The 12,310-nt window shown below is 47.3% G+C and carries 12 protein-coding genes; 6 read left to right on the forward strand and 6 right to left on the reverse strand.

Annotated elements, in window-relative coordinates; all coding sequences use genetic code 11:
- Nucleotides 1–229: 229 nt before the first annotated feature.
- On the reverse strand, nt 230–460 hold the full coding sequence (locus tag Q0698_RS00350) for a glutaredoxin (RefSeq protein ID WP_298632630.1): 231 nt from the start codon (nt 458–460) through the stop codon (nt 230–232).
- 134 nt (nt 461–594) lie between these two features.
- Here Q0698_RS00350 and Q0698_RS00355 point away from each other — a divergent pair, with 134 nt between their 5' ends.
- Nucleotides 595–873, forward strand: a complete 279-nt coding sequence (locus tag Q0698_RS00355; protein WP_298632632.1) for a DUF3081 family protein — start codon at nt 595–597, stop codon at nt 871–873.
- A 66-nt stretch (nt 874–939) separates the two neighbouring features.
- Here Q0698_RS00355 and Q0698_RS00360 read toward each other — a convergent pair whose 3' ends face one another.
- Nucleotides 940–3,471 carry a zinc-dependent metalloprotease gene (locus tag Q0698_RS00360; RefSeq protein WP_298632633.1) on the reverse strand — a complete coding sequence of 844 codons (2,532 nt, stop codon included), beginning with the start codon at nt 3,469–3,471 and terminating at the stop codon, nt 940–942.
- Between the two features lie 176 nt (nt 3,472–3,647).
- Nucleotides 3,648–3,863, reverse strand: a complete 216-nt coding sequence (locus Q0698_RS00365) for a TIGR02450 family Trp-rich protein (protein ID WP_298632634.1) — start codon at nt 3,861–3,863, stop codon at nt 3,648–3,650.
- A gap of 213 nt (nt 3,864–4,076) precedes the next feature.
- Between Q0698_RS00365 and Q0698_RS00370 the strand changes: the two genes are divergently transcribed.
- Nucleotides 4,077–4,448 (forward strand): DUF3127 domain-containing protein, encoded by a 372-nt coding sequence (locus Q0698_RS00370; RefSeq protein ID WP_298632635.1) that lies wholly within the window; start codon nt 4,077–4,079, stop codon nt 4,446–4,448.
- A 136-nt stretch (nt 4,449–4,584) separates the two neighbouring features.
- On the opposite strand, the gene nhaD is transcribed toward Q0698_RS00370, so the two are convergent.
- Nucleotides 4,585–5,874, reverse strand: a complete 1,290-nt coding sequence (nhaD, locus tag Q0698_RS00375; protein ID WP_298632636.1) for a sodium:proton antiporter NhaD — start codon at nt 5,872–5,874, stop codon at nt 4,585–4,587.
- A gap of 195 nt (nt 5,875–6,069) precedes the next feature.
- Between nhaD and Q0698_RS00380 the strand changes: the two genes are divergently transcribed.
- From Q0698_RS00380 to Q0698_RS00390, 3 genes are all read left to right on the forward strand, one after another.
- On the forward strand, nt 6,070–7,380 hold the full coding sequence (locus Q0698_RS00380) for a DcaP family trimeric outer membrane transporter (RefSeq protein WP_298632637.1): 1,311 nt from the start codon (nt 6,070–6,072) through the stop codon (nt 7,378–7,380).
- 55 nt (nt 7,381–7,435) lie between these two features.
- Nucleotides 7,436–8,458, forward strand: coding sequence for a glutaminase A (gene glsA, locus Q0698_RS00385; RefSeq protein ID WP_298632638.1), 1,023 nt, complete (start codon nt 7,436–7,438; stop codon nt 8,456–8,458).
- A 471-nt stretch (nt 8,459–8,929) separates the two neighbouring features.
- Nucleotides 8,930–9,601: a DUF3313 family protein gene (locus Q0698_RS00390; protein WP_298632639.1), complete on the forward strand. Its 672-nt coding sequence runs from the start codon at nt 8,930–8,932 to the stop codon at nt 9,599–9,601.
- 121 nt (nt 9,602–9,722) lie between these two features.
- Here Q0698_RS00390 and Q0698_RS00395 read toward each other — a convergent pair whose 3' ends face one another.
- Nucleotides 9,723–10,223 (reverse strand): putative 4-hydroxy-4-methyl-2-oxoglutarate aldolase, encoded by a 501-nt coding sequence (locus tag Q0698_RS00395; RefSeq protein WP_298632640.1) that lies wholly within the window; start codon nt 10,221–10,223, stop codon nt 9,723–9,725.
- A 200-nt stretch (nt 10,224–10,423) separates the two neighbouring features.
- On the opposite strand from Q0698_RS00395, the gene msrA reads away from it, so the two are divergent.
- Entirely contained in the window at nt 10,424–11,677 is a 1,254-nt protein-coding gene (gene msrA, locus Q0698_RS00400) for a peptide-methionine (S)-S-oxide reductase MsrA (protein ID WP_298632641.1), read from the forward strand.
- 74 nt (nt 11,678–11,751) lie between these two features.
- On the opposite strand, the gene Q0698_RS00405 is transcribed toward msrA, so the two are convergent.
- Nucleotides 11,752–12,198, reverse strand: a complete 447-nt coding sequence (locus Q0698_RS00405) for a hypothetical protein (RefSeq protein WP_298632642.1) — start codon at nt 12,196–12,198, stop codon at nt 11,752–11,754.
- Nucleotides 12,199–12,310 lie beyond the last annotated feature (112 nt).

The following is a 12,310-nucleotide window of genomic DNA, read 5'->3' on the forward strand; positions in this document are numbered from 1 at the left end:
GCGGACAGTGAAATGTGTCCGCGGACACGGGAAGCGGACACAGTTGGTCAGAAGTGATTCGTGAGTAATGAGTAGTGAGTAGTGAGTAGTGAGTAGTGAGTAGTGAGTAGTGAGAGACTAACGGTGCTCAGAACCCAGAGTTAAGCTGCCCGGGCGTTGATCCAAAAGGAATCTTTAGACCGTACCTATCGGTAGGTCTGTAATGAGGTGTCGTAGTTATTAAACTGGGCTACTTTAGACCGCAGGCTTTAGTAAGTTTGGGATAAGTTAAGGGACGAACAAAACTTCCGTTAACCTCCACTTGGGGAACTCCGCGAAAGCCCTTGCGAGCTAGCGTCTTCGCCGCGCGGTTATTTTGGTCAACTCGCAGCTCGTTATAGCGTATACCTTGCTTGCGAAACCATTGCTTAACGGCATCACAGTGTGGGCAGCGGTTGGTGGTAAAGATTGTTACATTCATGGTAGGCAATTCTACACTTAAACTAGGTCCGGCGATAACGTAGATTAGCTTCAGCAACTTTAGCCAACGGTGGAGTCTCAAAAGCTAACGCTGCTTGCCGCTCGCGTTGCACTCATGAAATAGGGAATTAGCAGATGTCACGATCACAACTCAATCACGACCCTAAGTTAGATGTTCTGAAAGCACTAAGAGTGTTCAACCACGTCATGGATCACGGCGAAAAGGAGGGAGAGGTTCGCAGCTTCATGGGCCTATCAGCTAGTACGGATTTTGACGGTTACACGATGTATCTAAACAGTCATCACGCCAAGCTTACCGTCTTCTTCCATAACAAATACCAACTCGAATTCGTCAAAGCCGAAGAGCTTGATGAGTTCTATACCCTGCTAGATCGGGTTGCCGAGGTCATGTAACTCGGAATTCAAGACAAAAAAACGGCGCCCTAGGGCACCGTTCTTAGATCACAAAACCACCTCGCCTTAAGCGTGAAGGCCTCGCTCAATCAAGCTAACTAAGTTGATTGAATGGGCTTTAGTTGAACGATTTACACTGCGGTTAGTAGCGAAATGTTCCTTAAGCTCATGAAGTTGTAATACAGCCATTGATACCGCCTGAGTTGGGAATGCACCCTCTTCGTTCTTAGCGATTTCAACCAAGCGATTTACATACTCAACCTGAAGATTTTGACGCATTGTATTGATGTTGCCTGACTTGTCTGCAGCGAAGACCGCAGCATTCAATTCATCCATCATTGCATCAATGGTGTAGGTGTTACCGTAAAGCGTGGTATCAACTAAGCGCTGAAGCACTCCTGGATGTAATAGGTGATCAAGCAAACCACTCTGCCCGCCCAGAATTGCGCCATGAAGTTTAGGATCTTCTGGTGCTCCGAAGTTATTGAAACCGCGACGCATACGTTGAGCGTGGGCAATCACTTCAGGATTCATTTCCATCGCATCCGGTGCGAAGTGGTACTTAGCTAACAGCGCCATGGCTTCACGTTGACGAGACTCCGCAACCGGCTCATAGGGCTGTGTTGCGCCGTCTTGACCACGTAACGCGCGATCTACATAGACACCGCCAACATAACGTGAGGTCACGTTACCGGCCCAACGCCATTCACCCATCATGGCCTCAATGGCTACCACTAGGTCATCATAGCTCTCGCCGTCATTGACGTCTGCAGGTGACATGTTATCCAGTACATCGCGAACTAATTCCATGCGCATATCAGAGTACTTAATAGCGTCATTTGACATGTCATAGATATTAACGCGAGGGTCAATACCCCAACCTGGCGCCCGCATGTCATCCGCATCGTTACCGAAGATCAAGTCATCGGAGGTCGACTTAGCAAGGTGCTCAGCCATCGCCGCAGGGTCATTCAGCTCAGGCGAGTACGAAAACTTGATGAACCAGTCATCGTAAGGTCCTGGCGTTACGGCGTAGAAACGAGTTTGCTCCGAACCACGTGGCGCAAAGTTAACCGAAGGGTAATCCATGACCGAAGCCGCTAGGCCTTTCTCATTAACCACCTCAAGGTCAAACGACTCTTCAGGAGTAAGGTACTGGGTTGCCTTCATATTGTGGTTCATACCCAAGGTATGGCCCATCTCGTGAAGGATTAAGTAGTGCATTGAATCGTGAACGATCTGTTCAGTCATCTCGGCAGCAGACATGCCATCGGTAGCAGCGAAGTCAGCAAAAGCAAACGCGCTAAGGTTCGCTGACTGCATGTGATTACCCAGTGAACAGGTATGACCGGCTAGCTGATCGAGATTCTTAGCCAGATCCTCTGGCGTGTTCATACCCTCTGCCAACCAACGCGAGATAATACGACGACGATTGAGGAATGAAGCCTCTAACATGATATCAGCACCGATAATCTGGCCAGTGCGCGGGTTAACAAAACTTGGACCATAACCGCCAAATGGCGGGGTTGGTGATGAGGTCCAACGAAGAACGTTGTAGCGAATATCGCCCGCATCCCAGTCTGCATCATCCGGCTGAACCTTGATTTCTACGGCATTGGAGAAACCAGCCTTTTCGAAGGACTTATTCCACTCAAGGCCAGCAGCCATGATTAGGTCACGCCATTCTACTGGAGTGGTATTCTCAATCCACCAAACAATAGGCTCTACTGGATCAGAAATATCCGCTGCTGGATCCTGCTTTACTAGGTCCCAGCGATGAACTAGATCACGATAGGGGGTGGATGATGTTGAAGTGAGGTCAGTTACCTGGGTATCGAAGGTACCAACACGAGAATCTGCGAATCGCGGCGTGAAGTCGTTATCAGGCATAGCGATAAAGCTATGTAACATACGAATAGAGATAGCACGCGAGTCAGTAATATCTTCGCTCCAGCTAGGCTCTCCACCTGAATAGACATACTCAACCTCGAAGTCTGTATTCTCCGGGTAACTGCGGATAGATAGAACCTTCGACTTGTCACCGTCTAAACCACCGGTCACTGGATTATCTGAGCTGCTGACTTGCTGCAGGCTCTCGCTCATCAACAAGCCATCGATGTTTACTAAGATATCACCGGTCTCTTCATCTTCAGCAACAATCTCTGCTACTGCTAAAATCGCGTCAGAAATATTCGCGTCGGCGGCACGAGAAAGCGCATTGTCCGGATCAAAGTAGAATGAAGTGTTCTGAGCAACAAACTCAATACGATTGTAATAACGCTCTGCCGTTAACACGCTGTTGCCCACATAGGCGCCTGTAAACTGACCAGCTTCAACCACACCATTCGCAGTCTGCGCAGTGTAAATGAATTCGTCTGACAGCTGATCTTCATTGATGAGTAGATGCACTGAACCGGATTCTGGATCGCGGTAGGCCGTAAAAAAACCTTCAAAGACGTCCGCATTTTCAGTTAATGCTGCAATAGACTCTTCGTCGGCCTCAGGTGCTGGCGCAGGATCATCGGAGCAAGCAGTAAGCACTAGTGCCGCAGCTGACAACGCCATCAAGCGTTGAAGCTTCGCATTTATAATTTTCATAGATGAGCTTTCCGTAGGGTTAGTAATACTTCAAAAGTAACATAGGAAACCTTTGTTTGTCATGACCTCGGACTTTGCTCCTAGTATAAGCCGCAATGGCCTTGCTACCGTTGCTAGCCGGAGCGCTTGTTATTGCTTGGAACTAGACGCTCGGACGCTTGCGCAACGCCAAAATCTTATCGCCATCCCTGCTGCCATTTACTATTGTCTTTCAACGAGCGCCAATCTATCGCCTGAACTCGACCCGTCATCACTGCTTCCAGCTCACACAATTCAACTCGTTGATCTTCGTCATAGCTCACCCGTGTGACCATGAAGTGGCGTTCCTTATTTACCGGTTGTAAATGGGTCCATTTAGATTTCATCAGAGACTTGGGACTTACCGCGTTCATACTGTCTTCCTCATTCACAACGTTTACCTTAGAAACGCTGCTCGCCAAGATGTGGATCACCCGCTGAACCCCTCCTGGCTTTTAAAGGAAATCTTTTTCACCGCTGATCGCTTGGCGACAACTAACAATAACCACCGAAAAGTGGCTACTAAAACACGCCTAAACACGTTACAGTATGAGCATTAGTTAGACTCAAATTAGCGAGATAAATTCATGTCAAAAAGTTTTGAAGTTCAAGGTCAAATCCACAGTATCGGCGAGACCACTGAATACGGTAACAACGGTTTCACGAAGCGTGAATTCGTTATCCGCGTAACCGGGGAAGGTGAGAATCCTGCCTACCCTAACTACTTAGCGATGGAATTGATCAAAGACAAGTGTGCACTGATGGACCAATACCAAGTAGGTAGTGATATCACCGTTCACTTCAATCTTTCTGGTCGTCTTTGGTCACAGCCAGGCAAAGCAGAGCGTTGTTTCAACAGTTTGCAAGCATGGCGCATCGAAGGTCAGTCTCAATCTGCCCCTCAAGCTGAGCCAGGCCCTGCTGACTTTGGGCAGTATGACGAAGACATCCCTTTTTAAGCTTCGATGCCTCAGCACTAGCACTGCGAACTAATCGCCTTAAGATCAAACTAAAAGGCCCCACTACTATGTGGGGCCTTTTTATTTGCTTAGCGTTCTTAGCAACTTACACTAATCGTGATAATCTGTTGGGACATTAGCTCAGCCAGAGCACCGCCAGATAACCAGCGCTGTAGGCTATGAAGAGTCTTGGGATATAGCGCGCATAGGCCATGAAGGTTAGCTCCTTCATTCGGCTCATAGCGACAATCCCCGCTGCTGAACCAATCACCAGTAGCGAACCGCCAACGCCCACAGCATAAGTCAGCCCTAACCATTGGGTGATGTTGAGAGTAGGCTCTGATTTTAATAGCGCCGCGGTTAATGGGACGTTATCTAGCATGGCCGAGCTAACACCCATGAGGTAGCTAGATAGCTCTGGACTCAGCGCAAAGAACAGCTCTGTAAGATAAACCAGCACACCAATTTCCTTGAGAGCCCCAACAATCAGTAGGATCCCCAGGAAGAAGAGTAAGGTATCAAACTGGATCTTTCGGACATACTCCAGCAGGTGGATCTCATGCCGATACTTGTTCACAAAACCACCAATCAAAAACATGATGGAAAGACCCGATAGGAAAGTGAGTACTGGTGGAACGGAAAAAAGAATATTCAGAACCATAGTCGAGACAATCGTCGAAAAAAAGAGGATGGCTATCACCACATCTAAGCGCTGAGACTTATCGCGAAAGAGCTCAGCTTCAACCCTCCGGTTAGTTCCTCTCATCATTAACACCACCAATACCAACACACCAATCAACGTAGGCAGGAGTAGATGGAGGAGCTGAGCCATCGACAGATGACCATCACTAAAAATCATCAGTGTGGTGACATCACCAGTGATCAGAATCACGCCTCCGGAATTAACAGCAAAAACCGCCAATACCGCGAGTTTGATTCGCTCCTTATCCGATAACTTAAAGGCAGAGACAACGCTCAGTGAAACTAGGGTAGCTGTTATGTTGTCAGCGAGCATGGATAGCAAGACGGCGAAGACCGCAACCAGGATAATTAGGCGATTGAACGACAGCTCGCCGGGCATCACTTTTAATACTGCACCCGAAATCAGGCCTCGGGCGTTGAGAAATGCCACAAAGGTCATGGTTGCCATCAGAAATAACCACAGGCTAGCGATTTCTAAAAGATTATGATCGAAGCTTGCCTGGAGGTTTGCAGAATTACCTGTCGTGCTAGCTTTCACATAGAGCAGAAGCCAGCTAACGCAACCGAAGAACAGCGTGCTTTTTGCTTTATCAATATGCGTAATTTCTTCACACGCAATGGCAATCAAAGCAATAATTGCCATACCAATAATGATTATTTCCACTGGAGTAGCGTTACCCTCGTTGCAATAGCCTAGAGATAGGATGATTTGGGCGCGAATCATACCCCGCAATGACACCACTTTGAAGAATTAGACAATAATTACCAACTCTCCACGATCAGCAACATCCCTTTGCATTGAAATAGCCGCAATTCCTGCACCAATTTCCATGTCAATAATTTTTTTAAAAAAATCGCACATTGTACAGATTCGTCTACGCTGAAAATTAGGTTGACTACATAAATAGGGAGAAAACCCATGGCCAACGTGCCCTCAACTATTGCTACCGCGACTCTATTTTTACTAGCCTCTGGCTCGCTAGCTCAGGATTCAGAGCCTGTGAATAACGAAGAAGCTACCCAGATGGATACAAGTAATGAGGAAGATTTGATCACCACCTCGGTTGAACCAGAATCTCCGGATGACGATCAAAATACCTCTATTTTAATAGGTGAAGACACCTTTAAAATCTATGGTCATGCAATGCTAGATATGGGCTTTCAAACTAAACAGAACGATCCTGAATGGGCGGATTTACTTCGCCCTACCAAATTGCCATCCTACGACGACGAATACTCGAATGACGGCCATTTTTATTCAGGTGTTCGTCAAAGTCGATTAGGCTTTGCAAGCACTAGTCCAACGGCCTACGGCGAGCTAAAAACCGTTATCGAGTTCGACTTAGTAGGCGTTGGTGACGACGCGGGTAATCACGCCCTTCACCTTTTAAAAGCGTGGGGCGAATTCGGCGACTTTGGTGCAGGTCAATTTGATAGTGTTTTCATGGATGCAAGTGTATTCCCAAATACGATTGAGTACTGGGGCCCAAATGGCTTGGTTTTCTATCGGAATGTACAGGTTCGTTGGACACCTTGGCGTAACGGTGACTCTCGCTTTGCCGTGTCCTTGGAAAGACCAGGCGGGTCCGGTGATGGGGGCGAATTTAGTGACTTTATCGCCACTCGAGGGCTAACGAGTGATTTCGAAGTTCCCGATATTGCCGCTCACTATCGTTTGGTAGGTGACTGGGGCCACTTTCAAGCCGCCGGTATTCTCAGACAGATCAAGTGGCAAGATAACAACGCGGACAGCACCGTTGATCTAAGCGGCGAGCAAACGGGTTGGGGTATTAATCTGAGCACCAATTACTTCCTTGGTAGGCACGTCATTCGCGCTTCGACTGTCTATGGGGAAGGTATTCAGAACTACCTCAATGATGCGAGCGTGGATATTGGGATTGATCAAGGGGCCGGAACGGACCCTAGAAATCTAACCAGCACCGCAATCCCCGTTTTGGGTGTTGTTGCCTTTATCGACTTAAATTGGAGTGAACAATGGACCAGTAGTATCGGTTACTCACTTCAGGATAACGATTTACCTGCAAGTGCCAGCGAAGCACAATTCCAAACTGGCCAATATGCCCTGGCAAACCTACTTTGGCACCCTAGCAGTAATATTTTCATGGGTCCCGAACTTCAGTGGGCTGAGCGAGAGAATTACGATGGTTACAAGAGTGACGACTTGCGCATCCAATTTTCCGTTAAGTATAACTTTTCTAAAACGTTCTAAATCTGACTAGGTCTTTCTGTCAGTACTGTAAACCGTATTTTTTGGAGAAATGCACATGAACATACAATCTAACACCTTTAGCCTTGCAACCGCGGGTATCCTGTCAACTTTCCTGATGGTTAATAGCGCATTGGCCGAGTTTAGTGACGAACAGCTACAACAGGCGGTAGATGAAGCTTACGAAGAATTTAAGGACGATGATAGTGGCAAGAATGCGGACTATATCCCTATTCTTACCGAGGTACCGAGCGATCTATTTGGCGTAGTCATCGCTACTCGCGACGGCAAATTATTCGTAGCCGGGGACATCGACTATCGATTCTCCATTCAAAGCGTATCAAAACCCTTTACCGCAGCACTCATAATGCAGCAGCAGAGCCCCGATGCCGTGAAGGAAAATATCGGTGTTGAACCCACTGGTATGCCATTCAACAGCAAAGTCGCACTAGCGCTATATGAACAGCGCTCCGTTAACCCTATGGTAAACGCCGGCGCAATCGCTGCAGTGAGCCTTGTTGAAGCCAGTGACGAAGAAGAACGCTGGGACTTAATCCTTAAGAATATGGAAGGGTTCGCTGGCGGTGAGCTCGAGATCTTGGATGAGGTCTTCGAATCGGAATACAGTTCCTCGGCAAGCAACCGCGGAATTGCGAATCTCCTCCTCAATGACGGTCGCTTATATGCAGATCCAGAGGAAAGCCTCCGAGTGTACACCATGCAATGTTCGCTGGGTGTTAATACGCGTGATCTCGCCATCATGGGCGCCACGCTGGCTAATGGTGGCGAAAACCCGGTTACTGGTGATCGGGTGTTAGCCGAGGAACATGTTCCCGAATTACTGGCAATTATGGCTACCGCAGGGTTTTATGATGAATCCGGTGAATGGATGTATAGCGCCGGCCTACCTGCCAAAACAGGTGTTGGTGGTGGTATTGTAGCCGTTGTTCCTGGAGAATTTGCTATTGCAGCATTTTCACCGCGTTTGAACGAGGCGGGCAATAGTATTCGTGCTATGCAAGCAATTAGTCACATTTCGGGTAAGTTAGGCGTTGGCGTATTTGGCGCGAATCCTAACTAAATTGCTAATAACGAGCCCAACACGGCGTGACTAAATAACGCGGTGTTGGGCAGTTAGAATTCTAATAGCGGGATCTGCTAGAGATAAGCGAAGCAGTAACTGAGAAGATTAATAATGGAACGCGAAGAAGAAGTAAACCGCAACAGTCATACCAAATCGATACACTTCAACTTGTAATACACTCACAATGACGCAGCTTTAAATTTTTCGAAACGATTAATCAAGCTTCCCCTGATCGCTGCGAATTAGTCGTCAGTATCACTGCTACGAATTACAAAATAGGCGCTTAGCTCCAAGGCGTTTATTACTTTAGCACGTTAGCGCTTTAGTGGAATTTCGGCAGCAGCGCTGGTTAGTTTTGCGTAAATGGATACTGAATCTCCCCTACACGGCTAACAAATCACATTTATCATGGTCATAAGTATTGCTAGGCTAAGGAAATCAACGATTATTCACAGGAGGAAGCATATTATGCTGAAGAAAATATTTACCGTAATTATCGTAGTAACCACGCTATCTGGGTGCGCAAGCATTGGGACTCCTAGTGAAGCAATAGGTCCAGTAATCGCCGCTAACCAACTCGTTGGCCACGATAGCAAGCAATTTGATGTAGTTTTCGCAAAAGATCCCTACCCAGTTGTATCGAGTGTTTACTTCGAGCCGATAGACCTCTCGAATGTAACGATCATTCAACCGGATGATTACAACTTTTCGCGCGTTAACCAAGAGTGGGAGCTAACGGACCGAGACAGGGAATGGCTACAGGAAGCTTACGCTAAAGCTCTGCAGGGATCTTTCTCTGCGAGTAACGTCACTATTGCAGCAAGCGCTGAAGAAGCTGATGTAGTCGTGCAATCTGATCTAATCCAAATCAGGCCGACTGCCCCCAAGGATGATTCCAGTCGGAGTCCTGGGTCACGTTACTACACCAAGACCTCGGGAGAGTTGGACGTCCGATTTACCGTAGTTCAGGGTACCGAGACGATCTTAGTTATTGAAGATCGCCATGACGCAGGTTTCGATACGGGTACGGGGACGATTAATAATCGAACTTCTGTTCAGTTTGACGTTCGAAATCTGTTCAATCGTTGGGCAACTCGCCTTGGTACGCAGATGGAAATTTTGGCGGAGTCAGAGTCCTAAAGTTTTCTTAAATTAATTTTTCAAGCCGGCCCCGTGCCGGCTTTTTGAACTGACAATCAAACGCCTAACGGTCTATGAGGCTAGTTAGACTGTATCACCTCAATGCAAATTGAGAAGTAGGCTACTCGCCGGCGCGTAACTTCGCAATCTGGTCCATACTTATCACAGCCACTCCATTAGCATCCGCTACCAGGTAATCGCCGGGGAGTATCTCTATACTACCCACCAGTAGCGGCACGTTTAGCTGCCCCACTCCCCGACGATCGGTTTTGAGCGGGATACTAGCTAGCGCTTTTATTCCTATTGCGAGTGTCGCCAGAATCTCTACGTCTCGGACACAGCCGAAAATCACTACGCCAGACCACCCTTTCTCGACTGCGCTGGCCGCGATGAGATCACCGAGTAGCGCTCGGCGAAGCGATGAGCCACCATCAACCACTAACACTTTTCCTCTTCCTGGCTGAGCAAGTTGTTCTTTTACTCGAGAGTTATCCTCAAAACACTTCACCGTGACAACTTCACCGTGAAAACACTCAATGGCGCCAAAATCAATTAATGAATTAGGAGTAACAACTTTGACCTCTTCGGGATATCGATCGCATAAATCAGGGGTAGTGAGCATGATAATTTCTCCTCGTTAGTCCCAAGAGTGAACCACCACAATCCACACGACGAATTTTTATGATGAATGACGGTTATATCGGGGTGGGTTATGCAAGTGTTAAGGGCCCACTGACACTTCTCTTGCGGCATTTACGTGGTGGAAACTACGCTAGCGTAGCTAAAACAGAGCTAGGTAGAATATCGCAAAAGGAGATTATTATGATGTATAAAAAAATCTTATTGGTAATGCTATCGACCTTCGGTTTAACTGCTCACGCGCAAACGGCAGAACCGACTGAGGCTACCCAGAATATTCAAACTATCGTTTTGGGGGCTGGCTGCTTTTGGGGAGTAGAAAAGCGCTATGAGGCATTGCCCGGCGTGTTAGATGCTGAGTCCGGTTATGCAGATGGCCAAGTAAGTCCTGATTATCGGACTATTACGCAGCAACGCAACCAATTCAATCCGAATAATCATGCCGAAGTGGTCAAGGTGACCTTTAACGCCAATGCTATTTCCGAGGAAACTCTGATTCAAGCCTTCTATGAGCAGCACGATCCTACTCAGGGTAATCGCCAAGGCAATGATATTGGCACTCAGTACCGATCTATCATCCTAACCACATCGCCATTACAAACTGCTGTTGCCCAACGACTAACCGAGGACTATCAGCTAAGGCTAAATGAGGCAGGTTACGGAGAAATCACCACGCAAATTAAACCGCTAGAGCAGTTTTACTCAGCTGAAGAATACCATCAGGACTACCTAGCAAAAAATCCGGAAGGCTATTGCCCTGATCATAGCACGGGAGTTCGTTTCGACGACGATGAGCGCTCAGCCGTTGATAATGATCAACTTCTGTCGGGCAAACAAATTGTCATTATTGATGCTGAATTTTACTGTCCGTACTGCGAGAGATTTAAAGCGGAAGTCGCTAATGACTACCAAGGTAATATTCCAATGACCTATCGTTTCGCTCACCAACTTGAGGGACTGACTATCAACTCCCCCACTTGGGCCACGCCTACTATTCTATTCTTGGAGGAAGGTGTCGAAGTGTTTGCGCATCAAGGATTTTTATCTGCGGAGGATTTCTACCGAGCACTCGGCGCCTTTAAACTTGGTCAAAGTGAAGCATACAATGTGGCTTTCAACGAAGGAACCGATGCGGCTTTCTGTAAAGCCTATGACCTTTTTAAGAACACCCCTGATGGTCAGTTTGTCGATGCGCTTTCTGGCGCACCCCTCTTTGATACGCGTGATCGTTTCAACTCAGCTACAGGCTGGCTGTCTTTTACTAAGCCAGTAGATGGAGCAGTAACAGAACATGCCGACAATCGATACGGAATGCAACGTACTGAATTACGCTCAGCCTCAACGGGCATTCATTTGGGTCATGTTTTTGACGACGGACCAAACGGTCAGCTACGCTATTGCATTAACGCGACGGTATTGGAATTTGTGCCGCGATAAGCAACCTTATGGCGATCAAAAAGGCAGCGACAGATTGTGATGAGTGGTCCTAGTGAGTAACCTCATCAAAGAGGCTACTCAGCAGACTTAGAGGAAGGCGCTTTTAACTGACTGAAGACAAAGCCGCCAATGGCACCAGCAGCACACTGAGCTGCCCAGCCCGCTGTGGTTCGGGCACCAGTGATTAGGGTAACACCTAGCAGCGGCTCCATAGCGGCAATCATCACGATAAAGGCAATGGCTCCACCCAGCGGAAACCAAACTTTTGGCAATGGGTAAAATCTATTCACCAAAGACATGAAAGAGAAGGCTAAAAGTAATCCAATCATGATTACAATTCCGTAAGTAAGCGCTAGACCTTGAATATCTAGCCACGACATCATGACCCGGTCACTCAACGGTATCACTACATTGACGGACTCTAGTCCAGCGATGACGAACTGAGTGTTAGCCAGTGAAGCTAAAATAAAAGTAACGATGGCACTGGTGAAAAATGCAAAAAGCGTTTGTCGATTAGGCATATTCAATTAAGCTCTATACATAAAATAATTAGTAACTTACACACTTTACGCTAATGAATGATGTTTAGGCCAATCAAAATTACACAAACTGAACCTAGCTAAATAACACGAG

The organism is uncultured Umboniibacter sp., from assembly GCF_947497555.1.
In the GTDB taxonomy this organism is placed as follows: domain Bacteria; phylum Pseudomonadota; class Gammaproteobacteria; order Pseudomonadales; family DSM-25080; genus Umboniibacter.

Coding starts and splice junctions, on each gene's coding strand:
- Q0698_RS00350 (WP_298632630.1), bottom strand. CDS start 460: ATGAATGTAACAATCTTTACCACCAACCGCTGCCCACACTGTGATGCC.
- Q0698_RS00355 (WP_298632632.1), top strand. CDS start 595: ATGTCACGATCACAACTCAATCACGACCCTAAGTTAGATGTTCTGAAA.
- Q0698_RS00360 (WP_298632633.1), bottom strand. CDS start 3,471: ATGAAAATTATAAATGCGAAGCTTCAACGCTTGATGGCGTTGTCAGCT.
- Q0698_RS00365 (WP_298632634.1), bottom strand. CDS start 3,863: ATGAACGCGGTAAGTCCCAAGTCTCTGATGAAATCTAAATGGACCCAT.
- Q0698_RS00370 (WP_298632635.1), top strand. CDS start 4,077: ATGTCAAAAAGTTTTGAAGTTCAAGGTCAAATCCACAGTATCGGCGAG.
- nhaD (WP_298632636.1), bottom strand. CDS start 5,874: ATGATTCGCGCCCAAATCATCCTATCTCTAGGCTATTGCAACGAGGGT.
- Q0698_RS00380 (WP_298632637.1), top strand. CDS start 6,070: ATGGCCAACGTGCCCTCAACTATTGCTACCGCGACTCTATTTTTACTA.
- glsA (WP_298632638.1), top strand. CDS start 7,436: ATGAACATACAATCTAACACCTTTAGCCTTGCAACCGCGGGTATCCTG.
- Q0698_RS00390 (WP_298632639.1), top strand. CDS start 8,930: ATGCTGAAGAAAATATTTACCGTAATTATCGTAGTAACCACGCTATCT.
- Q0698_RS00395 (WP_298632640.1), bottom strand. CDS start 10,223: ATGCTCACTACCCCTGATTTATGCGATCGATATCCCGAAGAGGTCAAA.
- msrA (WP_298632641.1), top strand. CDS start 10,424: ATGATGTATAAAAAAATCTTATTGGTAATGCTATCGACCTTCGGTTTA.
- Q0698_RS00405 (WP_298632642.1), bottom strand. CDS start 12,198: ATGCCTAATCGACAAACGCTTTTTGCATTTTTCACCAGTGCCATCGTT.